Below are 24,040 nucleotides of genomic sequence, written 5' to 3'. Positions count from 1 at the left end.
TGGGATTGGGCACCCAAGCTCTCGGCTCTCTTTCGAAAACCCTTCAAGATGACTCTACACCTCGAAGTTTAGGAGACACGCCACGCGTGTCGCACCAAGGGCATGCATTCTAGTGGGTCAAACTCAAGAAGTCACCCTACTGAAAACGGGTTAAAAAACAGCAGGCATTTTACAGGTACGAATGCACGAATGCTCTTCGCCCCAGTGACAAATACAGCCAATCACGCCAGGGCTCTGTGCCAACCCTTCTATATATAGAAGAAGCTGCCAACCATCTCCCCGGCTGCCGACCTTGCACACAAGGCCGACGGGCAGAACGGCATCATCGAGAAACAAAAATACGACGAAACGCCCCACCCCTGCGACCCAAAACCTGCAGTCGCCGAATACGCAAACCGCTAAAACAAAAAAGGCGCCAGACTGTTAAATCTGGCGCCTTTCGGAATATGGGGTGGACGAAGGGGATCGAACCCTCGACAACGGGAGTCACAATCCCGTGCTCTACCAACTGAGCTACGCCCACCATATTGCGTGACAAAGAAGCCAACTGCCTTCTCTGCTGAGCACCAACCCAGCCAATGCAGGGGTGACGCTTTATTTGGTGCGGATGAAGAGACTCGAACTCTTACGCCTCGCGGCGCTGGAACCTAAATCCAGTGTGTCTACCAATTCCACCACATCCGCGGCTTGAAGCTTTTTTTAAAACAAAGGCGCCAGACCGTTAAATCTGGCGCCTTTTCAAATATGGGGTGGACGAAGGGGATCGAACCCTCGACAACGGGAGTCACAATCCCGTGCTCTACCAACTGAGCTACGCCCACCATCTTGCGCTACTTGTGCCAAAGCTGCCTAATGGCGCACCCGGCAGGACTCGAACCTGCGACCATCCGCTTAGAAGGCGGATGCTCTATCCAGCTGAGCTACGGGCGCCTGATTAATCTGTACTCTTGGAGGACTACAAACTAAATGCTTCCAGCCTTACACAATAAAACGACTATTGCGCTCGACCTTCTTAACCAGTGCTAGGCTGTGCCCGACAAGTGCGACGAATAGTATAGACGCCCCCGGGGGCCGTCAAATCTTTTTTGAAAAAAATTCATTTTATTTAAGGGGTTAGGGGAATTTGCAGACCAAGCGCCTTTGCCCTCACGTCCTGGCGTGCGAGAATGCGCGCACTTTTCCTCCCCCTCTCGATGGTTAATCACGCGTAATGACTGCACAACTTATCGACGGCAAATCAATCGCCGCCAGCCTGCGCCAGCAGATCGCCAAACGTGTCACCGAGCGTCGCCAGCTTGGCCTGCGCACGCCGGGGCTCGCGGTGATCCTGGTCGGCAGCGATCCTGCCTCCCAGGTTTATGTCTCGCACAAGCGTAAAGACTGTGAAGAGGTCGGCTTTATTTCCAAGGCCTACGACTTGCCTTCCGACACCACCCAACAGGCCCTCACCGACCTGATCGACGGTCTCAACGACGACCCGAACATCGACGGCATCCTGCTGCAATTGCCGCTGCCAGAGCACCTGGACGCCTCCCTGCTGCTGGAGCGCATCCGCCCCGACAAAGACGTGGACGGCTTCCACCCTTATAACGTCGGTCGCCTGGCCCAGCGCATTCCCCTGCTGCGCCCCTGCACACCGAAGGGCATCATGACCCTGCTGGAAAGCACCGGCGTCGACCTGTACGGCCTGGATGCAGTGGTGGTTGGCGCGTCCAACATTGTAGGTCGCCCGATGGCCATGGAGTTGCTGCTGGCCGGCTGCACCGTGACCGTTACCCACCGCTTCACCAAGGACCTGGCAGGCCACGTTGGCCGCGCCGACCTGGTCGTGGTCGCCGCCGGCAAGCCAGGCCTGGTCAAGGGCGAGTGGATCAAGGAAGGCGCCATCGTGATCGACGTGGGCATCAACCGTCAGGATGACGGCAAGCTGGTGGGCGACGTGGTGTACGAAACCGCCCTGCCCCGCGCCGGATGGATCACCCCAGTACCTGGTGGTGTTGGCCCGATGACTCGTGCATGCCTGCTGGAAAACACGCTGTACGCAGCCGAAACGCTGCACAGCTAAAAGGGCCCCGCCTTGACGCAATGCTGTTAGGTCACGCCGGGCTTCCTGAAAAATCCGCTGTCAGATATCTGGCAGCGGATTTTTTTATTCCTGCCCGAGAGATTTGACTTGCGCCGTGTCAGCAGGAACAGCACGCCGCGGTTTCCTGAAAATGATGCCTGCGCGCTTAAAGGCCACACCTATAAGGAGCGCAATCCCCAAACTCCATAACCCTATGATGGTTAATGCCATACATCCTCCTCAAGTATTGCCACCACGTACGACACGACGATTACAAAAAAACTGACAATCGCCATTGTCGCACTGACTCTCAGCGTATTGGCATCAGCGGCTCCAGCGATCAACAACGTTGTAGTACCCGTCACCATGAAGCCTGTGCCCACACACAGTAATAAATTGGTCGCCCATCGGATCGTTTTGCCGTTCATCTACGTCCCTGTTTTCAACAACGCCTCCTCGATTCAACGTTAACAAAAAGCCCATATCAAAGGCTCTGAGGTTTTTGTATCAGTCCTACACACCCAGGACCGCTTTTACGGAGCCTTATCGCCAACGCGCTTGCGCTACAACCCTAACCAATCATCGGCTTACAGCCTTTATTTAAAGGCTCTCTATCAGTTTGTGATCCATACTAATAATATGTAACGTCATTTTTCATAAACCGGCTGCATCCGGTATTTTTCTACCTTTTAGCGAGTTCATCCGCGTGAAAATTCATCTTTCTCTCATCAGCCTGTTCTTCGCATTCGCAGGCACTGTCGCCAACGCCAGTGAAACCACCCAGGCCCCACGGGACACCTCGCAACTGCACATAGCCTCAGGCAGCGCGATGCTGGTGGACTTGCAAACCAACAAAGTCATCTATTCCAGCAACCCCGACGTGGTCGTACCGATCGCCTCCGTCACCAAGCTGATGACCGGCATGGTGGTGCTGGATGCCAAGCAGAATATGGATGAGTACATCTCCATCAACATCAGCGACACCCCGGAAATGAAAGGCGTGTTCTCGCGAGTCAAGCTCAACAGCGAAATGCCGCGCAAGGAAATGCTGCTGATTACCCTGATGTCCTCGGAAAACCGCGCAGCGGCCAGCCTGGCCCACCATTATCCGGGCGGCTATGCGGCGTTTATTGCCGCAATGAACGCCAAGGCCAAGGCCCTGGGCATGACCAGCACCCGCTATGTCGAGCCCACCGGTCTGTCGATCCATAATGTGTCCACCGCCCGCGACTTGAGCAAACTGGTGCAGGCCGCGCACAAATATCCGCTGCTCACGCAATTGAGCACCACCAAGGAAAAGACCGTGTCGTTCCGCAAGCCCAGTTACACCCTGGGTTTTTCCAACACCGATCACTTGGTCAACCGCGCCAACTGGGATATCAAGCTGACCAAGACCGGTTTCACCAACCAGGCCGGTCACTGCCTGGTGCTGGTGACGAGCATGGGCAACCGCCCAGTGTCGCTGGTAATCCTCGATGCCTTCGGCAAATTCACGCACTTTGCCGATGCCAGCCGTATTCGCAAGTGGATTGAAACGGGCAAGAGCGGCTCGGTGCCGGATGTGGCCCTGCAATACAAGGCCGACAAGAACCTCAAGGGCCGCCAGACCGGGGTCGCCCAATCGCACTGATGCACGGCTGACAGGCACAAAAAACGGCGCTCTCGGGCGCCGTTTGCGTTATGGCTGCCTTGGCCTTTCGGTCATCACCTTAAGCGCCTGGGCCGCCGCCTGCTCTTGACCGGCCTGGGCGGTGGCGTTGGCGGCCTGCTGCCACCTCGCCGTATCCAGGTTGACCGGCAACTGGCTCGGACGCTGCACCAGCACCGCCCACTGCCCGGCGCTTTTCCAGGCGGACTCGAAGTCGCTGAACGCCACCGGGCGTCGCCGATCCCTCGCCACGCGCAACAACACCGTACTGTTTTGCTGGTTAAAGCCCACCAGCACCGCATAACGCGGCTCGGCCCAGAGTGTCGAGCCTTCGGTAATCCGCACCATCACCGGATACCCCGCCGCCACCTGCGCCAACAGCGCCGTCAGCCTGGTATCCAGCGGATACACCAACATCCCGTATTCGCGCGCCAGCACTTGCATGTTGCGCTCAAGGTCGACTTCCCCACCGGGTAGATGCAATGGCTTATCCAGCAAGCCCGGTGTAATCACAATGCCTTGTTGCGACAGCATGCTGGCCAGGGCAGCCGGACCGCCCTGGTACGTGTCGCCACGAAACGCCGGCACGCCGTTGAGCTCTACACGTTCGGGCAGGCCCTTGATTTTTGAAGGTGTGGGATGCCCGGCACACGCGGCCAAGCCAAGGACGCAGGCAGCCACGAGCAAGGAGGCTTTGAGGTTCGACCGTAAACGCAACTTCTTCACTCTCTTGATCATCTGCGGGCTGGGGCGTTGATCATAGGACGCTCTTGGGCGCGGGTATAGCCTTGGGCAGCAGTAAAAAGCCCGGGATAGAGCAAACAAGTTGGACGCACACGACCATTGGTCAATAGCGCGCAACCGGGAGGCAGCTAGACTGTCCATTGCAAAGACAGTGTGTGCCCTGCACAGGGCAAAAGGAGGCACTCATGAGCCTGACAACCACGATTTTCCTGTTGGTGCTTGGCTGGCTGGCCGTCGCCGGCGCCATGCTGTGGGGCGTGTTGCGCGTGACCCGCCGGCACCATCATCCACAGCCCAAGGCCGAGGCACGCGCCAAGACCCACAAGCCAGTCGCGCATCACGCCTGACCGAATCCAGGAGCCGGCAAGCCGGCTCCTGCAGATCTACGCCACCTGCTTGCGGGCCACCGCAGCCGAAGCCGCCACCATCGCCCGCAGCAACACCGCGCACCCCGCCGCCAGGTCATCGGGTGCGGCGTTTTCGATTTCGTTATGACTGATCCCGCCTTCACATGGCACGAATATCATCCCGGCCGGCCCCAACTCAGCGACGAAGATCGCGTCGTGCCCGGCGCCACTGACAATATCCATGTTCGACAGGCCCAGGCCATTGGCCGCCTCACGCACGGCATCGACACACCCCTTGTCGAAATACAGCGGCGGGAAGTCAGCAGTAGGCACCATCTCGAAGCTCAGGCCGTGCTTGGCGCAAGTGTCGTCGATCACCTTGCGCACCTGGGCAATCATCGAATCCAGGCGTTCCGGTTCCAGGTGACGGAAGTCCAGAGTCATGCGTACTTCGCCAGGGATCACATTGCGCGAGCCGGGATAGGCTTGCAGGCACCCCACCGTGCCACAGGCATGGGGTTGATGGCCGAGTGCGGCAGCGTTAACTGCGCCAACCACTGCCGACGCACCGACCAGGGCGTCCTTGCGCAGGTGCATCGGCGTCGGACCGGCATGCGCCTCGACACCGCGCAGAGTCAGGTCGAACCATTTCTGACCGAGCGCCCCCAGCACCACGCCGATGGTTTTGCGTTCATCTTCCAGGATCGGGCCCTGCTCGATATGGGCTTCGAAGTAAGCCCCAACCTTGTGCCCGCTGACTGGCCGGGAGCCCGCGTAGCCAATCGCGTTCAGCGCATCACCCACCGTGATGCCCTCGGCGTCGGTTTTGGCCAGAGTGTCTTCAAGGCTGAATTTTTCGGCGAACACCCCGGAGCCCATCATGCAGGGAGGGAAGCGCGAGCCTTCTTCGTTGGTCCACACCACCACTTCCAGCGGCGCTTCGGTTTCGATCTTCAGGTCATTGAGCGTGCGCAACACCTCCACGCCCGCCAGTACCCCGAAGCAGCCATCGAACTTGCCGCCCGTTGGCTGGGTGTCGATATGACTGCCGGTCATCACCGGTGGCAATGCCGGATTGCGCCCCGCGCGACGGGCAAAGATATTGCCCACGCCATCGATGGTCACCGTGCAGCCCGCCGCCTCGCACCACTGCACAAACAGATCGCGAGCCTGGCGATCGAGATCGGTCAGGGCCAGGCGACACACGCCGCCCTTGGGCGTGGCGCCAAGCCTGGCGAGGTCCATCAACGACTGCCACAGGCGGTCACGGTTGATGTGCTGATGGGTGGATTGCAGAACGTCGATGGCAGCGTTCATGGTGATCTCCTCAGGTAATATTTCTTATGATTGACGCGGCCCACAGTTGATTGCATTTCACCTCGACTACAGGGTTGTCTTCGCGGCGACAGGGTTTGTTTTGCGCTTGCTGCACAGGCCGTAATACAACAACCCTCCCAGCGCCGACCCGGTGAACCAGCCGTAGCTGTAGAACCAACTGAACGCATCGCTGCCCAGCGACAACAGGGTCAGCAGCACCGGGACGCCAAAGGCGATGAACCCCGCGACATTCCACGCCGGATACACGTCATCGCGATACAAACCTGCCAGATCCAGTCGCTGGCGGCGAATCAGGAAATAGTCCACCACCATGATCCCGGCAATCGGCCCCAACAGGCTCGAATAGCCGAGCAGCCAGTTGGAATAGACCGTTTCCAGGCTGACATCGGAAACGATCAGGCCGAGCTTTTTCAGCAGTTCATGCGCCATCAGCGCCAACCCCACCAGACCGGTGAGCACCACCGCGGTGGTGCGATTGATCAACTTGGGCGCGATGTTCTGGAAATCATTGGTGGGCGAGACAATATTCGCCGCGGTGTTGGTCGACAGTGTGGCAATGATGATCAACGCCATCGCTACCGCTACCCACACCGGGCTCTGGATATGTCCGATCAGGGTCACCGGGTCGGAGACGCTGACGCCCACCAGTTTCACCGAGGCCGCCGTCATGATCACGCCCAATGCGGCGAACAGGAACATGGTCAGCGGCAGGCCGAAAATCTGCCCCAGGATCTGGTCCTTCTGGCTTTTGGCATAACGACTGAAGTCGGGAATATTCAGGGACAGGGTGGCCCAGAAACCGACCATCGCGGTCAGCCCGGCCATAAAGTAACCCGTCAGGCTCGCGCCTTCGGGACGCTTGGGTGGGATGGCCATCAATTCGCTGATCGACACATTGGGCAACGCCCACACCAGCAAGCCGATACCCACCGCCACCAGCAGCGGTGCCGACAGGGTTTCCAGCCATTTGATCGACTCGGCGCCGCGCAGCACCACCCACAGGTTCAACACCCAGAAGATCATGAAGCCGATCACCTCGCCGGTGCCGCCCAGGCTCTTCCAGCCCTCGAAGATCGAGCCGAGGAACAAGTGGATCGCCAGCCCGCCGAACATCGTCTGGATGCCGAACCAGCCACAGGCCACCAGCGCGCGGATCAGGCACGGCACATTGGAACCGAGAATGCCAAAGGATGAGCGCAGCAGCACCGGGAACGGAATGCCATATTTGGTGCCGGGAAAGGCATTAAGCGTCAGGGGCACCAGCACCACGATATTGGCCAGCAGGATTGCCACCAGCGCCTCGCCCACTGACAAGCCGAAGTACGCGGTGAGCACGCCGCCCAAAGTGTAGGTCGGCACGCAGATCGACATACCGACCCACAATGCCGTGATGTGCCACTTGTTCCAGGTTCGTTCGTGCACCTTGGTCGGTGCCATGTCGTGGTTGTAACGGGGGCTGTCGAGGACGTCGCTGCCGGCGTCGAGTTCATACAGGCCGTCGCGTTCTATGACTTGCGATCTGTTCTGTTGCATGGCCGCTCCACGGTTTTTTTTAAAATTATTGTTGCTCATCCGGCGCTCAACGCTGGATGGCCGTAGTCCCGCATGAACATGACATCACGGACCCGGCCAACCGGCAGCGCACTCAATTACCGTGCCGCAAGCCATCGCCCCATCCGTACCGCTTATATAACTTGCTGATGTTTATCAGCTTTATTGTCTTAACCGAAAAGTCCCACGCCACTTGCAACGTTACTCAGGCCAAATAACGCAGAAGTTGTCCGAACCATCAGGACTCAATCTGGTGCAACACAATTATTTTTATTGCTGCCTGCCGTCAAGAGGCAACTCTCAAGCGTCTGATTTGCAATAGGAAATGTTGCTCATATTACGAACCTGTCAAGTGCGTCAAAATGGTGAGAGGGCGCTACATTTTGGTGAATTTACGTTTTTATCCTTATATATCAATAAGTTAATAAATATATATGCTTATAAAAAATAATCTTGATCATTCGAAAAACTCGGGCTAGTTTCTATTCCTGTCACCACTGACAAGAATAAACCTTGCACAGTGTGCAGCACTACAACACTTAGAACTGGCATAAGCCGGTCAAGCCTCTGAGGAACTCGGCATGTCTCTGTTGATCCGTGGCGCCACCGTTGTTACCCATGATGAAAGTTATAAAGCCGATGTCTTGTGCACAGACGGTCTAATCCGCGCCATTGGCACTGATCTGAATATTCCTGCTGGCACCGAGATACTCGATGGCAGTGGCCAATACCTGATGCCCGGCGGTATCGATCCCCATACCCATATGCAACTGCCCTTCATGGGTACCGTGGCCAGTGAAGACTTTTTCAGCGGCACGGCAGCGGGCCTGGCAGGCGGAACCACATCGATCATCGACTTCGTGATTCCCAATCCGCAGCAGTCGTTGATGGAGGCCTTCCACCAGTGGCGCGGCTGGGCCGAGAAGTCGGCGGCCGACTACGGGTTTCATGTGGCGATTACCTGGTGGAGCGAACAGGTCCGCGAGGAAATGGCCGAGCTGGTGACCCATCACGGCATCAACAGCTTCAAGCACTTCATGGCCTACAAGAACGCGATCATGGCCGCTGACGACACCCTGGTCGCCAGCTTCGAACGCTGCCTGGAACTGGGCGCGGTGCCCACCGTGCACGCAGAGAACGGCGAGTTGGTGTATCACCTGCAACGCAAGCTGTTGGCCCAGGGCATCACCGGGCCTGAGGCCCATCCACTGTCCCGCCCCTCGCAAGTGGAAGGTGAAGCCGCCAGCCGCGCGATTCGCATTGCCGAAACCATCGGCACGCCGCTGTACCTGGTACACGTTTCGACCCAGGAAGCCCTCGACGAAATCACCTACGCCCGTGCCAAGGGCCAGGCAGTCTATGGCGAAGTCCTGGCCGGGCACCTGTTGCTGGACGACAGCGTCTACCAACACCCCGACTGGCAAACCGCCGCAGGCTACGTGATGAGCCCGCCCTTCCGCCCGCGCGGGCATCAAGAGGCCCTGTGGCGTGGACTGCAATCAGGCAACCTGCACACCACCGCCACCGATCACTGCTGCTTCTGCGCCGAACAAAAGGCTGCCGGGCGTGACGACTTCAGCAAGATCCCCAATGGCACCGCCGGCATCGAAGACCGCATGGCGTTGCTGTGGGACGAAGGGGTCAACACCGGGCGCCTGTCGATGCAGGAGTTCGTTGCACTGACCTCCACCAACACCGCGAAGATCTTCAACCTCTACCCACGCAAGGGCGCGATCCGAGTCGGTGCCGATGCCGACCTGGTGTTGTGGGATCCCCAGGGCACACGGACCATCTCGGCCAAGACCCACCATCAGCAGGTGGACTTCAACATCTTCGAAGGCAAGACCGTACGCGGCGTGCCCAGCCACACCATCAGCCAGGGCAAGCTGGTGTGGGTCGACGGCGATTTGCGCGCCGAGCGCGGTGCCGGGCGCTATGTCGAGCGGCCGGCGTATCCGACGGTGTTCGAGCAGTTGCGCAAGCGCGCGGAGCGTTCCAAGCCAGCCGCGGTGAAACGCTGACATCGCCGATCGCAGGCAAGCCAGCTCCCACACTTGATCGGGTTCACACAGTTCAAATGTGGGAGCGGGCTTGCCCGCGATGAGGCCAGTGCAAACCACAAAAAAACCAATGCCCGTCAGAGGCAAAAAAACCGTGAGGCCATTACCGTGATCCAGACCCTGAACCACCTCCCCCACCCCGACGAAGACGGGGCGACCCTCGCCAGCCACTTCACCGACCTGGCGCCGCCCCTCAATGCCCGGCAAGCCCACCTGGAAGCCTCGCGCTGCCTGTATTGCTACGACGCACCCTGCGTCAACGCGTGCCCCAGCGAAATCGATATCCCATCGTTCATCCGCAATATCCATACCGACAACGTGCAGGGCGCGGCGCAGAAGATTCTCTCGGCCAACATCCTCGGCGGCAGTTGTGCCAGGGTCTGCCCGACCGAGATCCTCTGCCAGCAGGCCTGTGTGCGCAACAACAGCGAAGAATGCGCCCCGGTGCTGATTGGCCTGTTGCAGCGCTACGCCATCGACAACGCGCACTTTGATCAACACCCGTTCCAGCGCGCCGCGTCGACCGGCAAGCGCATCGCCGTGGTCGGTGCCGGGCCTGCGGGCTTGTCCTGCGCCCATCGCAGCGCCTTGCATGGGCATGACGTGGTGATTTTCGAAGCCCGGGAAAAGGCCGGTGGCCTCAATGAATACGGGATCGCCAAATACAAACTGGTGGATGACTTCGCCCAGAAGGAGCTGGATTTCCTGCTTCAAATCGGCGGTATCGAAATCCGCCACGGCCAGCGCCTGGGCGATAACCTGAGCCTGAGCGACCTGCACCAGCACTTCGACGCGGTCTTCCTCGGCCTCGGCCTGGCCGCCAGCAAGCACCTGGGCCTGCCCCACGAGGATGCGCCCGGCCTGCTCGCCGCCACCGACTACATCCGCGAACTGCGCCAGGCCGACGACCTCAGCCAACTGCCCCTGGCCGACCGCTGCATCGTGCTCGGTGCCGGCAACACCGCCATCGACATGGCCGTGCAAATGGCCCGCCTGGGCGCGCGCGATGTCAACCTGGTGTACCGCCGTGGCTTTGCCGACATGGGCGCCACCGGCCATGAACAGGACATCGCCAAGGCCAATCAGGTACGCCTGCTGACCTGGGCCCAACCCGAAGCTGTGCTACTCGATGACCAAGGCCAGGTGCGCGGCATGCGTTTTGCTCGCACACGCCTGGAAAACGGCCGTCTGCAAGCCACCGGCGACACCTTCGAACTGGCGGCAGATGCGATCTTCAAGGCCATCGGCCAAGGCTTCGACGACCACGCCCTGCACGACCCGCTGGCCCAGCAGTTGCAACGCCAGGGCGAACGGATCTTTGTCGATGCACAACTGCAAACCAGTATCCCCGGGGTGTATGCCGGTGGCGACTGCGTCAGCCTCGGGCAGGACCTCACCGTCCAGGCCGTACAACACGGCAAGCTGGCCGCCGAAGCCATGCACACTCAACTCATGCTCAATGTGGAGGCTGCGTAAATGGCCGATCTATCGATTGTGTTCGCCGGTATCAAAGCCCCCAATCCATTCTGGCTGGCCTCCGCGCCCCCCACCGACAAGGCCTACAACGTGGTCCGTGCCTTTGAAGCCGGCTGGGGCGGCGTGGTCTGGAAAACCCTCGGCGAGGACCCGGCAGCGGTCAACGTCTCGTCCCGTTATTCAGCGCACTTTGGCGCCAACCGTGAAGTCTTGGGCATCAACAATATCGAGCTGATTACCGACCGTTCCCTGGAGATCAACCTGCGGGAAATCACCCAGGTGAAAAAGGACTGGCCGGACCGCGCCCTGATCGTGTCGCTGATGGTGCCATGCGTCGAAGAATCATGGAAAAACATCCTGCCGCTGGTGGAAGCCACCGGTTGCGATGGTATCGAGCTGAACTTCGGCTGCCCCCATGGCATGCCGGAACGAGGCATGGGGGCGGCGGTGGGCCAGGTGCCGGAATATGTGGAACAGGTCACACGCTGGTGCAAGACCTATTGCTCGCTGCCGGTGATCGTCAAGCTCACGCCCAATATCACCGATATCCGCGTGGCGGCCCGGGCGGCCTATCGCGGTGGCGCCGATGCGGTGTCGCTGATCAACACCATCAACTCCATCACCAGTGTCGACCTGGAGCGCATGGTCGCCCTGCCGGTGGTCGGCACCCAGAGCACCCATGGCGGTTACTGTGGTTCAGCAGTCAAGCCAATCGCCTTGAACATGGTCGCTGAAATTGCCCGCGATCCCCAGACACAGGGCCTGCCGATCTGCGGGATTGGCGGCATCGGCAACTGGCGCGACGCGGCAGAATTCGTTGCCCTGGGTTGCGGTGCCGTGCAGGTGTGTACGGCGGCGATGCTGCATGGTTTTAGGATTGTCGAGGAAATGAAGGATGGCTTGTCGCGATGGATGGACAGCCAGGGCTACAGCAGCTTGCAGGATTTTTCCGGGCGCGCGGTGGGCAACACCACAGACTGGAAATACCTGGACATCAACTACCAGGTCATCGCCAAGATCGACCAGGCGGCATGCATCGGTTGCGGACGCTGCCATATTGCCTGCGAGGACACCTCGCACCAGGCAATTGCCAGTTTGAAACAGGCCGATGGCACGCATAAATATGAAGTGATCGATGATGAGTGCGTGGGCTGCAACCTGTGCCAGATCACCTGCCCGGTGGCGGACTGCATCGAGATGGTGGCGATGGACACGGGCAAACCGTTTTTGAACTGGACCCAGGATCCGAGGAATCCCTACCGGGAGGCTGTGTAGCTTTTTAAATTGCTATCGCAGGCAAGCCAGCTCCCACATTTGATCGGGTTCACACAATTCAAATGTGGGAACTGGCTTGCCTGCGATGAGGCCCTCAACCTCATCACAAGCTCAGGGCTCCAAGCCGATCCCCCGCAAAATCACACTGGTCACTGTCTGCACCGCCCGCTCGAATTGCATATCCGACAGCGCCTGATGGTCGTTGAGGATCATCACCTGATGGTCAAAATCGGCATAGTGCTGGGTCGAAGCCCAGATCATGTACAGCAGGCTCGACGGTTCCACCGCCAGGATGCGTTTGTCTTCCACCCACTGGCGGATTTTCGCTTCCTTCATCTTGGCCCAGTCATACAGGCTCGCGTCCAGCGCTTCGCCAAGGGTTGGTGCGCCGTGGATGATTTCGTTGGCCCAGACTTTCGAACCATAGGGACGGCTGCGCGAATGCTGCATCTTCGCCCGAATGTAACTGCTGAGCACCACGCGCGGATCATCGAACATCTCGAAGCACAACGCATCCTGCTTCCACACCTCCAGCAGGTCGAACAACACCGCGCTGTATAGCTCGCTCTTGGTGCTGAAGTAGTAATGCAGGTTGGAGCGTGGCAGTTGCGCCTGTTCGGCGATGTCAGCCATGGCGGTGCTGCCATAGCCTTTTTCAGCGAAAACCTTTTCTGCCGCCAGCAGAATCTTTTCGACGTTGACCCGACGAATACCGATCTTGTGATTGCCCATGGGGGCTCCCTGACCACGACATGTCCCGAAGACTACCATCCGCTCTAGATCGGGGCGACAGCCTGAGCTGAAACTTCGTACACTGCCCGTCCTGTTCATTGATTGGGATTGCACAATGTTGATCAAAAACACCCTGACAATCGCCGCCCTGCTGGCCTCTCTGCTCGGCGCCCAGGCAGCCCTGGCCCACGCCCACCTGAAAAGCGCCACGCCGGCCGCCAACAGTACCGTCGCCGCGCCCGCCGACCTGCGCCTGGTGTTCTCCGAAGGCGTCGAAGCCACGTTCACCAAGGTTTCCCTGAGCAAGGACGGCACCGAAGTCGCGGTCAAAGGCCTGGAAACCCCAGACGCCGACAAGAAAACCCTGGTTGTGACCCCAGCCGCACCCCTGGCCGCTGGCACCTATAAAGTCGAGTGGCACGCGATCTCCGTCGATACCCACAAGAGCGCAGGCAGCTACAGCTTCAAGGTCGTCCAGTAACCCATGGCAACCCTGCTGGTGCTGTGTCGTTTCCTGCACTTTATGGTGGTTTTGCTGATGTTCGGGGCCTGTGCCTTCAGGCCCTGGTTATTGGGCGCAAGCCCCAGGCCGGCCCTGGACCGGCAACTGTCCCGCATCACCAGGCTACTGGCCTGGCTGGCCCTGGGCTCTGGCGTGAGCTGGCTGCTGTTGATCAGTGCCAGCATGGCCGGCAGTGAACTGGCGACGCTGGATCTGGCGACGGTGCAGTTGGTGTTGGGCAGGACCTTCTTCGGCCAGGTGTGGAGCATCCACCTGCTGCTCAATGGGTTGCTGGTCCTGAGCCTGTTGACGCCCTGGAATCAGCTGCGCCTGCCCCTCAGCGCGCTGCTGCTGGCAACCCTGGCCCCAGTGGGGCACGGCGCCATGCTCAGCGGCCTCAGCGGGCAATTGCTGATCCTCAACCAGATCGTGCACCTGCTTTGCGTCGGTGCCTGGCTCGGTGGTTTGTTGCTATTGGTGTTGATCCTGCGGCACGCGGCGCTGTACCCGCTGGAGACAATCCTTCGGCGCTTCAGCGGTGTCGGTTACGTGTTGGTGGCCGGCCTGCTGATCAGCGGGCTGATCAATATCCGCGTACTCACCGGACAATTCTGGCCGACCCCACTGTTCAGTGGGTTTGCCTTGATCCTGTTGATCAAGGTAATGCTGGTCGCGGGGATGTTGGGGTTGGCGTTGCTGAACCGGCTGCGGATCAAGGATTGCCAGCAGCGAGTGGGCCCATTGCAGGCCAGCGTGAAGCTCGAATGGTTGCTAGGCGTGGCCGCGGTGGCGGCAGTGTCCCTGCTGGGCACCCTCCCCCCGATGCTGTAGGAGCGAGCTTGCTCGCGAAAGTCGTCAACAATAACGCGGGTTGCCTGGGTAAACGCTTTGTCGTTAAGTTTTTCGCGAGCAAGCTCGCTCCTACAAGGGGTGTGTTGAATATCAGGGCGGGCTGTTTTTCAGGCGGCCTACCGTGTCGATACTGACCACCACCGACAACCCCGGTCGCAGGCGCTCGCTCTGTTCCTGATCCGGGTCCACCGTAATCCGCACCGGCACCCGCTGTGCGATCTTGACGAAGTTGCCGGTGGCGTTGTCCGCCTGCAACAGGCTGAACTCGGCGCCCGTGGCCGGCGAGATACGCTGGACCGTGCCATGAAACTTGCGGTGGTTCAGAGCATCGACGGTAAACGTCACCGGTTGGCCCACCTGTACGTTGTCCATCTGGGTTTCTTTCATATTGGCGATCACCCACAGTTGGTTTGGCACCAGCGCCATCAACTGCGCACCGGAGTTGACGTAGGCGCCCAGGCGCACGCCGATCTGCCCCAATTGACCATCCCGTGGCGCCAGCACGCGGGTGTTGGACAGGTCAATGCGCGCCAGCTCCACGGCCGCATCAGCGCTGGCAACAGCCGCTTCCAGTGAGCCGCGATTGACAATCACCGTCTGCAAATCCTGGCGAGCGATTTCCAGGCTGGCCTGGGCCTGGGCCACGGCTGCAATCGTCTGCGCGTTGGCCGCGCGGGTCACATCCAACTCACGGCGCGACACCGAGCCGTCGCTGATCAACTCTTCATTGCGCCGCAAGTCGGCGGTGCTTTTGCGCGCCTGGGCCTGGCTGTCGGCCAAGGCGGCCTGGCGTAGCTTGATGGTCGCCTCGGCGCTGTTGCGCTGCTGCACCACGTTGGCCAGGGACGCCTGCTGCACCGCCAGTTGCGCCAGGGCCTGGTCCAGGCGCTGCTTGTAGATCCGGTCGTCGAGGCGCACCAGCAAATCCCCGGTCTTGACGTGCTGGAAGTCCTGCACCGGCACTTCGAACACATAACCGCTCAGTTGCGGGCCGATGATCGTCACCTGGCCACGCACCAGGGCGTTTTCCGTGGTTTCTACCGCGCTGCTGAACGGTGGCAATTGCCAGGCGTACAACACGATCAACACGCCAACGATAGCAATCGCGGCAAAGCCCAGGGACGAGATGATGCGCACACCCAACGAGCGCGGTTCGGTGACCGTGGCGCCGGGTGGCGTGGTGCCTTCCGGGGTGGAAGCAATGGCGTTGGTGGTCGTGGTGGTAGCCGTAGGTTCGGTCATGAAGGAAGTGCGCCGCTAGGTTGAACGGAAGGCGCTGCACTGGCGGCAGCTTTCTGGGTGGTACTCATTAGCCACAGGCTGCGGGTAAAGATCCACAACATGGTCAGGATCGCGATGATCGCGATCAGCATGAACACGTCGTTATAGGCCATCACATTGGCTTCGCGGGTGGCCGCCGTGGCCAGGCTGCGGATGCCCATCAGGTTGCGCAGTTCCGGGTCGGCAATCACCGAGCCATAGGCCGAGCCGCCGCTCTGCACGCGGGCGGCCACGCGCGGATCCAGCAGCGTCAGGTGTTCGACAATCATGCTGGAGTGAAACTTCTCACGCACGATCTGGAACGTGCCGAGCAACGCTGCCCCCAGCAGCCCGCCAAGGTTCTGGCAAATACCGAACAGCACCGAAAAACTCACCAGGTTGCGCGGGTTGGTCAGCACATTGCGCATGCCCAGCACCATGGTCGGCCCGAGGAAAAACGTGCCGCCAAACCCCAGCAGGAACTGACTCAAGTACATGTTCTGCGGCCGGGTCAGGTTGCTGGAAAAGCTGTCCATCACGGAGCCTGCGGCCATCAGGGCCAGGGAAATCACCAGCGGCATCAGCAAGTGGGCCGGGTTGATGGTCAAGGCGCTGATCACCAAGCCACTGATCGCTCCCAGCAGCATCACCAGGTACAAGGTGCGCATCTGCTCGCTGCTCATGTTCAGCGCCTGCAAGAAGCCCACTGCGCCGGTGGACTGTTCGGACAGCACCATACGGATCAGGATCACCGCCAGGGCCAGGCGAATCATCACCCCGCCGCCCAGCCAACGAGTCATCAGCAACGGGTTGGCACGGTTATGTTCGATGGCCAATCCGGCCATGATCAGCACCAGCGAACAGGCCGAGGCGACCCCGATCCACGGCGCTTCCAGCCACCAGTCGATACGCCCCAGTGACAGCACCGCGCAGAGCAACGCCACGCCCGAGGCGAGCAAGCCGAAGGTCAGGAAGTCGAGCTTTTCAAAGGTCTTGAAACGGTCGCCCGGCGGCAACTTGAGCATGAATACGCAGCCCAGGCAGGTCAGTGCCATGCCCAATTCAAACAGATACAGGCCACGCCATTCGGCAATTTGCAGCAGGTCTTCGGAGAACAGCCGTGCCAGCGGCAAGGCCAGTTGCGCCGTGCCCAGGCCCAACACCAGGGCCTTGAGCCGCCACTTCGCGGGGAACGCCTGCACCATGTAGTACAAGCCCAGGGAACTGAGCGCCGCACCGACCATGCCGTGGGCGGCCCGCACGGCAATCGCCGAGCTGAGGTCGTTGACGAATAAGTGGCCAAAGGTCACCAGCGCATACAGCACCAGGAACACTTCGGTAAACGCGCGCAAGCCGAACTGTTGGCGAAACTTCACCAGCAGCAGGTTCATCGACACGTTGGTCATCACATAGGCCGCAGGCAGCCAGGCCATTTCAGCGGTGGTCGCGCCCAATGCGCCTTGCAGATACGGCAGGTTGGCGATCACCAGCGCATTACCCAGGCCGCCGGTGATCGCCACCAGTATGCCGACCAGGGCAAAGGCCCAGCGTTTGAGCGTGGGGTGATGGGGTGTCGACGGCGACCCCGGCAAGCTCGGGCGCTCGTGGGGTTGCCAGGTGTGCGGGGTGTATTTATCCATTGCCTGACCTTGATGACCGACGCACAAGGCCGGTAAAACCATGACTCAGAGCGTAGTAGACCTGAGCTAAGTTCATCTTGTCATCTTTGCGGCACCTGGCTCTTGTGGGAGCTGGCTTGCCTGCTCCCACAGAGGATTGGGTCAACTCATCAGATCCAGCCCAACCAGCTCCAGTAGGTGGCTGCAAAAACCAGCATCAGCAGGTAGCCGATCAAGGTCACCAGCAGGCCCACCTTGGCAAACTGGCGGGCGGTAAAGGTGCCGGTGCCCAGGCACACCATGTTCTGCGGCGCGTTGATTGGCAGGATAAAGCCATAGCTGACCACAAACCCCAGCAGCATGGTCATGCCCAACCGGCTGAAATCCCCCGGCAGGGTTTGCAGTACGGCAATCAGGATCGGCAGCAAGGCCGAGGTCAGCGCAGTGGCGCTGGCAAAGCCCAGGTGGATCACGATCAGGAACGCACCAAGGATCGCAAACACCCCCAGCGGCCCCAGTTGATCCAGGCCGGTATGCCCCACCACCTGCGCGCCCAGCCATTGCCCGGCCTGGGTGGTCAGCAGTGCCGTACCGAGGCTGATGCCCACCCCGAACACAATCACCGTGCCCCATGGAATGCGCGACTGCACATCCTTCCAGGTCATCACCCCGATCCCCGGCATCAACAGGAGCACCAGGCCGGCATACGTGGTGGAGGTGGTGTCGAAGCTGTGCAGGCGCCCTTCAGTGGCCCAGGCCAGCAACAGCAGGATCGAGACCGTCAGCAAGCGCTTCTGCGGGCCGGTCATCGGGCCGATATCGGCCAAAGATTGCGCAACGGCTTCCTTGCCGCCCGGGATGCTATTGCTTTCCGGTGGCAGCAACTTGAGCACCAGAAACAGCAGCACCGCCGACATGATCACGGCCCACGGCGCCCCGGCGATCAGCCAGTCGATCCATGACACACGCTGGCCGAGCATTTTGTCCATAAAACCCACGGTCAACAGGTTCTGCGCGGCGGCGGTCTGGATCCCGACGTTCCAGATGCTGGTGCCCTGGGCGACGACAATCATGATCCCGGCGGCGATATTGGAGCGTTTATCCACGCCAAACGCGGCAATCACCCCCATCATGATCGGCACCACACAGGCGCTGCGCGCGGTGGCGCTGGGCACCACCAGGCTGAGCAGGATAGTCACTGCAATCGCCCCCAGCAGAATCCCGCGGGTGCTGGTACCGACCCGAGTCAGGGTCACCAGGGCAATGCGCCGGTCCAGGCCGGTGTGAGTCATGGCGGCGGCGATAAACAACGCACCGGCCACCAGGGCCAGGGCCGGGTTGGCAAAGCCGGTGAGCGCCATGCTGATGGCCGGGCTGGAACCGATCAGGTGCGTCGGGTCCTGCAATGACGGTGCGGTGCCCAGCAGAAAGGCCATCAGCGAAGTGATCATGATCGCACTGGCTTCATAGGACACCGCTTCGGTGATCCACACCACCACCGCAAACGCGAGGATCGCCAGCATCCGGTGGCCGGCTACCGGTAAATCAGCCGGTAGCGGCAACAGCAAGACGCCGACCATTACCAGCACGGCAATGACCAGGCCCATGGGCAATTTGAAGGAAACAGCGGGTGTTGCGGGGGCGTTCATGGGGAACTCCGTGAGCCATGACAATCAGGCGTGCAGCATGAGGCAAAGCGTCACGGCGGGTTTTGACAGGTATCAAGGCACGGCCGATAAATCAAGGAGCGAGCTTATCTGCGGACGGCGGTCCGACGAAAATCCCACAGGCACCTCGGGTTACTTTTTAGCACTGCGTTATCGTTAACGATGTTCGCGGCCAAGGCGAGTGCTTGTAAAGGCGCGCACTTATGCCTAGCTTATGCGCCCCCGCCCGCGCTTTAAGGCCTTGCCCCATGGTTTTGCGTTTTCGTCCCGTCGTCACCTCACGTTTGGCCCTCGGCCTGCTGCTCAGCGGCGGCATCGGCAACAGCCTGGCGGCTGAGCTGGAACTGCCGGCGCTGAAGATCCTAGGCCAGGATGAGTCCGGTTATCGCAGTGAAAGCGCATCGGTCGGCGGCTTCGAAGACGCGCCGCTGCTCGACACCCCGGCTTCGATTACCGTGATCAACGCCGCGCTGATCAAGGACCAGCAAGCCCGCCTGCTCAGCGAAGTGCTGCGCAACGACGCCTCGGTGGGTGAAAGCTACGCGCCGATCGGCTACTACGAAAATTTCGTGGTGCGGGGGTTTTCCCTGAATGCCGCCAGCAGCTATAAGATCAACGGGCGCACCATCACCGGCGAGCAGAACGTGGCCCTGGAAAACAAGCAACGGGTGGAATTGCTCAAGGGCCTGGCGGGCCTGCAAAGCGGGATCTCCGAGCCCAGCGGCGTGATCAACTACGTGACCAAGCGCCCGGAAGACGTGCGCTCGGTCACCGTGTCCACCGATGATCGCGGCAGCGGCTATATCGCCACCGATGTCGGCGGCTGGTTTGGCAGCGAACAGCAGTTCGGCCTGCGCGCCAACATCGCCCATGAAGACCTCAACTCCTATGTCGAACACGCCAATGGCCAGCGCGATTTCCTGTCCCTGGCGTTCGACTGGAACATCAGCCCCGACGCTGTGCTGCAACTGGATGCCGAATACCAGGACAAGCAACAGCGCTCGGTGCCCGGTTACCAGTTGCTCGGCGGCACCGAAGTGCCCCATGACGCATCACCGAAAAAACTGCTCGGCCACCAGAGTGGTTCCAAGCAGGTGGGCATCGACTCGCTGAACCTCAACGGCAAGTTCGAATACCGCTTCAGTGACCAGTGGAAAGGCAATATCAGCGCAGCGCGTAGCAAGGTGGTGATTGATGACTACAGCTCGTTTGCCTGGGGGTGCTACGGCTCCCCTAGTTGCGCTGGCGTCAAAGTACCGAACTACTTCAGCCCGGAAGGCAACTACGACATCGCTGACTACCGCAGCCCCGACGACACCCGGCGCAATGATGAAATCCAGGCGGCCATGACCGGCCTGTTCACAACCGCAGGGATAGGCCATGAGCTGACCTTCGGCACCAGCGCCTTTCGCCGGGTGATCGACAAGCGCAAGTCGGTCAACGAATACATCGGCACCGCCAATATCGATCAGGACCCACCAGCCTTCACGCCTACCGACAAGCCGTTGAACGACAGTCATCGACGTCTCGACAGCCGCCAGTACGGGCTGTTCGTCACCGACCGCATCAGCTTCAACGAGCAGTGGCAAACCGTATTGGGCGCCCGCGAAGTGCGTCTGGATGAAAAAGCCTTCGATCAGACTGGCGTCCAGGAACGCCATACCCAGCAATACGAGTTCCTGCCCAACGCTGCGCTGATCTACAAACCGATGGACAATCTCTCGCTGTACACCAGCTACAGCAAAGGCCTGTCCCTGGGCGGCGAGGCGCCGTGGTATGCGAGCAATGATGGGGAAATCCTCACGCCGACCGTCTCGCGCCAAATCGAAGCCGGGGTCAAATACGACTGGCGCCGCATCAGCTTCGCCGCCGCCGTATTCCAGACCCGCCAGGCTTATCAATACGCCAAGCCCGATAGCGCCGGTGACTTCACCTATGTGCAGCAAGGCCAGCAGAAAAACACCGGCCTGGAACTGTCGGCCAACGGCTGGGCCACCGAGCGCCTGCAGATCGCTACCAGCGTGGCAGCCATTCGCGCGCGGGTGAACGGCAGCGGTACGCCACAATACGAAGATCACCAGACGATCAACGTGCCCAAGCTGCGCGCCAGCGTGTACGCCGACTATGCCCTGCCGTGGGTCAACGGCCTGGCCGTTCTCGGCGGCGTGCAATACAGCGCCAGCAAGAACGCCAATCGCACCGGCAATGTGGAGGTCGGGGATTATGCGGTGGTCAATGTCGGCAGCCGCTACAGCACCAAGGTCGACGGCTACGAAACAGTGTTTCGCCTGAGCGTCGACAACCTGTTCGACAAGCGCTACTGGCGCGACGCGGGCGAGTATATGGGCGATGACTACTTGTTCCAGGGCGCGCCGTTGACGGCGCGCTTGAGTGCATCAGTGAATTTCTGATTACTTGGGCATCTTGCGAAAGCCCACCGCCAGGCGGTTCCAGCTGTTGATGGCGGCGATGGCCACGCTCAGGTCCACCTGCTCAGCCGGGCTGAACTCGGCATTGAGCAACGCATAATCTTCATCCGAAGCGTGGGTCTGGCTGATCAGGGTCAGGCTTTCGGCCCAGGCCAGGGCGGCACGTTCGCGCGGGGTGAAGAATGGCGTTTCACGCCAGGCCGACACGGTGTACAGACGACGCTCAGTCTCGCCGCCCTTGCGTGCATCGGCGGTGTGCATATCCAGGCAGAACGCGCAGCCGTTGATCTGCGACACGCGCAGGCGCACCAGTTCCAGCAGGGGCAGTTCGATGGACAGTTTGCCGACGGCCGCTTCCAGGGCGAGCATGGCTTTCATCGCGTCTGGGGAAGCGGTGTAGAAATCGATACGGGCAGACATGGTGTTACTCCAGGACAGTGGGGATTGGTGCCTAGCTTAATCACCCCACTGCGGCGGACAAATAGCCAATCCGGGCGAAGAACAGGTAGCCAATGCCAGACCGTTCAGGCCCGGTTGCGCAGCCAATGCAAGAAGCCCTTTTTCACCGGCACAATCGGCGCGTCCTGGGTCAGGTGCTGGGCGGCGTGCAGGCGGAAATCCAGGAGGTTCTGCATGGCTTCACTGATATCGTGGCGCGCGTCCAGGCACGGCTTGAGGTATTCCTTTTCGATGCGGTAGAGGGTGCAATAGGTCTTGGCCACAAAATCCGCCGGTACGCCCTGCTCACCGAGGATCCCGGCTTCGCCGATCACTTCCCCCGGCCCCATGCGCCCGGCTTCGAACGCGTGCCCGGCCTTGGCCAGCATCACCGAAACCACCCCGGACTCGATGATGAACAGGTGATCGCTGGCCTCCCCCGCCGGCAGGATCATTTCACCTGCACGGAAGGTTTGCGCCGTCATGTTCTGACTGAAGGTTTCCTTCTCTTCCTGGCGCAGGGTGGAGAAGATATTTGAGCTTTCCAGCAATGCCCGCGCTGGCGACGTGGTCGGCGAGGTCGGGCTTTCGGCGCTCGATAGCAAACTCACGCCAGCCGCCTGCAAATGCCGGTAGGCCAGGTCGTAAAGCTGGTTGCGCACCTCGCGCTTGAGGCCCATGGCCGGCACAAAGCCGCTGATTTCATACTCCACGCCACCGCCAGTGGACGTCTTGAAAGCCACGCTCGGCGCAGGTTTTGCCAGCAATTGCCGGCAACCTTGCATGGCGCGCTCCAGGGCTTCGAGCACCGTTTGCGGGCGCGCATGCGGGCTGACTTGCAGGCTCACCGCCAGGCCGAACATGTCCGCCGGGCGCGAAAAGTTGATGATCTTGGCCTTGGCCGCCAGCGAATTGGGGATTACCGCCATGCTGCCCTGGGAGGTTTGCAGGCGCGTGGCGCGCCAGTCGATGTCGGTGACCCGGCCTTCGGTGCCGTCGATGGAAATCCAGTCATCGAGTTGATAGGGCTTGGTGGTGTTGAGCACGATCCCGGAGAACACATCGCTCAAAGTACTTTGCAGCGCCAGGCCGACGATGATCGCCACCGCGCCGGAAGTCGCCAGCACGCCCTTGACCGGCAGGTCCAGCACGTAAGCCATGGCGGCGATGATCGCGATCAGGAAAATCACCGCGCCCATCAGGTCTTGCAGCAACCGTCCGGTGTGGCCGACCCGCTGCATCATCAACGCACCGAGCAACACCGTCAGGGTGCGGGCGGCAAACAGCCACCAACCAATCTGCAAGGCGGTGGCGGCCATGTGCAAGGGGGTGTTGTCGGCATAAGGCGCGATTTGCATCGGGTTCATGCCGTCGTTGAACAGCACCGCGCTGTAGGTGGCAAAGATCACCAGGCGGGCGACCAGTTTCCAATTGCCGGAGCTGGCAGAAAACAGACGCCAGACGACGATATCGATAAGGATCAGCGCCAGGGCGCACAACATCGGGTGATCGGAGATAAAAGGCAGCATCCAGGCGACTCCAGGGCGAATGCCGTGAAGATCGCACGAAACGGGATTGGCGGGTATAGGGCCTGACAAACGAAACGCAAACCCTGTGGGTCCAGATACAGGGGATTGGCGGTGTGCCCGAGTTTTGGCATCGACAGAAATCAAGTGTGGGAGCTGTCGAGCCCTGGCGAGGCTGCGATGGCGGTGGGTCAGGCAATAGATCTCTAGCGCCTGTGCCGCCGTCATCGCAGCCTCGCTAAAGCTCGACAGCTCCCACAGGGATTGGTGGCAGGTCCGGGATTTTGGCCGCGACATGGATCAAATGTGGGAGCTGTCGAGCCCCGGCGAGGCTGCGATAGCGGTGGATCAGGCAATAGATCTCTAGCGCCTGTGCCGCCGTCATCGCAGCCTCGCTAAAGCTCGACAGCTCCCACAGGGATTGGTGGCAGGTCCGGGATTTTGGCCGCGACATGGATCAAATGTGGGAGCTGTCGAGCCCCGGCGAGGCTGCGATAGCGGTGGGTCAGGC

The 24,040-nt window shown here is 60.4% G+C and carries 18 protein-coding genes and 4 tRNA genes; 9 read left to right on the top strand and 13 right to left on the bottom strand.

All coding sequences use genetic code 11. From position 1 onward, the window contains the following. Window positions 1-447: 447 nt before the first annotated feature. The 4 genes from KL786_RS15075 to KL786_RS15060 all read right to left on the bottom strand — a co-directional run bounded on the left by KL786_RS15075 (window position 448) and on the right by KL786_RS15060 (window position 930). A tRNA-His gene (locus tag KL786_RS15075) sits at window positions 448-523 on the bottom strand. 76 nt (window positions 524-599) lie between these two features. Further along, a tRNA-Leu gene (locus KL786_RS15070) sits at window positions 600-684 on the bottom strand. 61 nt (window positions 685-745) lie between these two features. After that, window positions 746-821, bottom strand: a tRNA-His gene (locus KL786_RS15065). A gap of 32 nt (window positions 822-853) precedes the next feature. Next, window positions 854-930 (bottom strand) — tRNA-Arg (locus tag KL786_RS15060). 280 nt (window positions 931-1,210) lie between these two features. On the opposite strand from KL786_RS15060, the gene folD reads away from it, so the two are divergent. Together folD and pbpG are read left to right on the top strand one after the other, a co-directional pair. After that, window positions 1,211-2,065, top strand: a complete 855-nt coding sequence (folD, locus tag KL786_RS15055) for a bifunctional methylenetetrahydrofolate dehydrogenase/methenyltetrahydrofolate cyclohydrolase FolD (RefSeq protein ID WP_032860284.1) — start codon at window positions 1,211-1,213, stop codon at window positions 2,063-2,065. A gap of 706 nt (window positions 2,066-2,771) precedes the next feature. Then, window positions 2,772-3,695, top strand: a complete 924-nt coding sequence (pbpG, locus tag KL786_RS15050) for a D-alanyl-D-alanine endopeptidase (RefSeq protein WP_215518120.1) — start codon at window positions 2,772-2,774, stop codon at window positions 3,693-3,695. 48 nt (window positions 3,696-3,743) lie between these two features. On the opposite strand, the gene KL786_RS15045 is transcribed toward pbpG, so the two are convergent. Further along, a complete protein-coding gene (locus tag KL786_RS15045) occupies window positions 3,744-4,430 on the bottom strand; it encodes a peptidase C39 family protein (RefSeq protein ID WP_215518175.1) in 687 nt (228 codons plus the stop codon). A 212-nt stretch (window positions 4,431-4,642) separates the two neighbouring features. Between KL786_RS15045 and KL786_RS15040 the strand changes: the two genes are divergently transcribed. After that, window positions 4,643-4,804, top strand: coding sequence for a hypothetical protein (locus KL786_RS15040; protein ID WP_215518119.1), 162 nt, complete (start codon window positions 4,643-4,645; stop codon window positions 4,802-4,804). 36 nt (window positions 4,805-4,840) lie between these two features. Here the strand turns inward: KL786_RS15040 and KL786_RS15035 are convergent, their stop codons facing one another. Continuing rightward, entirely contained in the window at window positions 4,841-6,121 is a 1,281-nt protein-coding gene (locus KL786_RS15035; RefSeq protein ID WP_215518118.1) for a Zn-dependent hydrolase, read from the bottom strand. Between the two features lie 66 nt (window positions 6,122-6,187). Continuing rightward, entirely contained in the window at window positions 6,188-7,675 is a 1,488-nt protein-coding gene (locus KL786_RS15030) for an NCS1 family nucleobase:cation symporter-1 (protein ID WP_032860287.1), read from the bottom strand. A gap of 599 nt (window positions 7,676-8,274) precedes the next feature. On the opposite strand from KL786_RS15030, the gene hydA reads away from it, so the two are divergent. The 3 genes from hydA (at window position 8,275) to preA (ending at window position 12,504) form a co-directional block, all read left to right on the top strand. After that, a complete protein-coding gene (gene hydA, locus KL786_RS15025) occupies window positions 8,275-9,714 on the top strand; it encodes a dihydropyrimidinase (RefSeq protein ID WP_215518117.1) in 1,440 nt (479 codons plus the stop codon). Window positions 9,715-9,861: 147 nt separating this feature from the next. Then, window positions 9,862-11,229, top strand: coding sequence for an NAD(P)-dependent oxidoreductase (locus KL786_RS15020; RefSeq protein WP_215518116.1), 1,368 nt, complete (start codon window positions 9,862-9,864; stop codon window positions 11,227-11,229). Next, window positions 11,230-12,504: an NAD-dependent dihydropyrimidine dehydrogenase subunit PreA gene (gene preA / locus KL786_RS15015; RefSeq protein WP_215518115.1), complete on the top strand. Its 1,275-nt coding sequence runs from the start codon at window positions 11,230-11,232 to the stop codon at window positions 12,502-12,504. Between the two features lie 111 nt (window positions 12,505-12,615). Here the strand turns inward: preA and KL786_RS15010 are convergent, their stop codons facing one another. Then, window positions 12,616-13,236, bottom strand: a complete 621-nt coding sequence (locus tag KL786_RS15010) for a TetR/AcrR family transcriptional regulator (protein WP_029298440.1) — start codon at window positions 13,234-13,236, stop codon at window positions 12,616-12,618. Window positions 13,237-13,351: 115 nt separating this feature from the next. On the opposite strand from KL786_RS15010, the gene copC reads away from it, so the two are divergent. Beyond that, entirely contained in the window at window positions 13,352-13,717 is a 366-nt protein-coding gene (gene copC, locus KL786_RS15005; protein WP_215518114.1) for a copper homeostasis periplasmic binding protein CopC, read from the top strand. Between the two features lie 3 nt (window positions 13,718-13,720). Further along, window positions 13,721-14,569, top strand: a complete 849-nt coding sequence (gene copD, locus KL786_RS15000; protein WP_215518113.1) for a copper homeostasis membrane protein CopD — start codon at window positions 13,721-13,723, stop codon at window positions 14,567-14,569. Between the two features lie 111 nt (window positions 14,570-14,680). Here copD and KL786_RS14995 read toward each other — a convergent pair whose 3' ends face one another. The 3 genes from KL786_RS14995 to KL786_RS14985 form a co-directional block, all read right to left on the bottom strand. Further along, a complete protein-coding gene (locus tag KL786_RS14995) occupies window positions 14,681-15,832 on the bottom strand; it encodes an HlyD family secretion protein (protein ID WP_215518112.1) in 1,152 nt (383 codons plus the stop codon). Further along, window positions 15,829-17,490: an MFS transporter gene (locus KL786_RS14990; RefSeq protein ID WP_215518111.1), complete on the bottom strand. Its 1,662-nt coding sequence runs from the start codon at window positions 17,488-17,490 to the stop codon at window positions 15,829-15,831. Before KL786_RS14990 ends, KL786_RS14995 begins: the two co-directional genes overlap by 4 nt. A 149-nt stretch (window positions 17,491-17,639) precedes the next feature. Next, the gene (locus KL786_RS14985; protein ID WP_065943647.1) at window positions 17,640-19,118 is read right to left on the bottom strand and encodes a DASS family sodium-coupled anion symporter; all 1,479 of its coding nucleotides are present in this window, start codon (window positions 19,116-19,118) and stop codon (window positions 17,640-17,642) included. A gap of 266 nt (window positions 19,119-19,384) precedes the next feature. On the opposite strand from KL786_RS14985, the gene KL786_RS14980 reads away from it, so the two are divergent. After that, window positions 19,385-21,547, top strand: a complete 2,163-nt coding sequence (locus tag KL786_RS14980; RefSeq protein ID WP_215518110.1) for a TonB-dependent siderophore receptor — start codon at window positions 19,385-19,387, stop codon at window positions 21,545-21,547. Here the strand turns inward: KL786_RS14980 and KL786_RS14975 are convergent, their stop codons facing one another. Further along, window positions 21,548-21,985: a carboxymuconolactone decarboxylase family protein gene (locus KL786_RS14975; RefSeq protein WP_215518109.1), complete on the bottom strand. Its 438-nt coding sequence runs from the start codon at window positions 21,983-21,985 to the stop codon at window positions 21,548-21,550. It lies immediately after the preceding gene. 104 nt (window positions 21,986-22,089) lie between these two features. Beyond that, window positions 22,090-23,532, bottom strand: coding sequence for a mechanosensitive ion channel family protein (locus KL786_RS14970; RefSeq protein ID WP_215518108.1), 1,443 nt, complete (start codon window positions 23,530-23,532; stop codon window positions 22,090-22,092). Between the last annotated feature and the right edge of the window lie 508 nt (window positions 23,533-24,040).

This window comes from Pseudomonas sp. TAE6080 (assembly GCF_018732265.1).
Classification (GTDB): Bacteria; Pseudomonadota; Gammaproteobacteria; order Pseudomonadales; family Pseudomonadaceae; genus Aquipseudomonas; species Aquipseudomonas brenneri.
The sequence above is the reverse complement of the archived record's forward strand: the minus strand, read 5'-3'. Positions and strand labels throughout refer to the sequence as shown.

What these genes read in the sequence shown, in the direction of transcription:
- folD (WP_032860284.1), top strand. Translation starts at nt 1,211, where the DNA reads ATGACTGCACAACTTATCGACGGCAAATCAATCGCCGCCAGCCTGCGC.
- KL786_RS15040 (WP_215518119.1), top strand. Translation starts at nt 4,643, where the DNA reads ATGAGCCTGACAACCACGATTTTCCTGTTGGTGCTTGGCTGGCTGGCC.
- KL786_RS15035 (WP_215518118.1), bottom strand. Translation starts at nt 6,121, where the DNA reads ATGAACGCTGCCATCGACGTTCTGCAATCCACCCATCAGCACATCAAC.
- KL786_RS15030 (WP_032860287.1), bottom strand. Translation starts at nt 7,675, where the DNA reads ATGCAACAGAACAGATCGCAAGTCATAGAACGCGACGGCCTGTATGAA.
- hydA (WP_215518117.1), top strand. Translation starts at nt 8,275, where the DNA reads ATGTCTCTGTTGATCCGTGGCGCCACCGTTGTTACCCATGATGAAAGT.
- preA (WP_215518115.1), top strand. Translation starts at nt 11,230, where the DNA reads ATGGCCGATCTATCGATTGTGTTCGCCGGTATCAAAGCCCCCAATCCA.
- KL786_RS15010 (WP_029298440.1), bottom strand. Translation starts at nt 13,236, where the DNA reads ATGGGCAATCACAAGATCGGTATTCGTCGGGTCAACGTCGAAAAGATT.
- copC (WP_215518114.1), top strand. Translation starts at nt 13,352, where the DNA reads ATGTTGATCAAAAACACCCTGACAATCGCCGCCCTGCTGGCCTCTCTG.
- copD (WP_215518113.1), top strand. Translation starts at nt 13,721, where the DNA reads ATGGCAACCCTGCTGGTGCTGTGTCGTTTCCTGCACTTTATGGTGGTT.
- KL786_RS14995 (WP_215518112.1), bottom strand. Translation starts at nt 15,832, where the DNA reads ATGACCGAACCTACGGCTACCACCACGACCACCAACGCCATTGCTTCC.
- KL786_RS14990 (WP_215518111.1), bottom strand. Translation starts at nt 17,490, where the DNA reads ATGGATAAATACACCCCGCACACCTGGCAACCCCACGAGCGCCCGAGC.
- KL786_RS14985 (WP_065943647.1), bottom strand. Translation starts at nt 19,118, where the DNA reads ATGAACGCCCCCGCAACACCCGCTGTTTCCTTCAAATTGCCCATGGGC.
- KL786_RS14980 (WP_215518110.1), top strand. Translation starts at nt 19,385, where the DNA reads ATGGTTTTGCGTTTTCGTCCCGTCGTCACCTCACGTTTGGCCCTCGGC.
- KL786_RS14975 (WP_215518109.1), bottom strand. Translation starts at nt 21,985, where the DNA reads ATGTCTGCCCGTATCGATTTCTACACCGCTTCCCCAGACGCGATGAAA.
- KL786_RS14970 (WP_215518108.1), bottom strand. Translation starts at nt 23,532, where the DNA reads ATGCTGCCTTTTATCTCCGATCACCCGATGTTGTGCGCCCTGGCGCTG.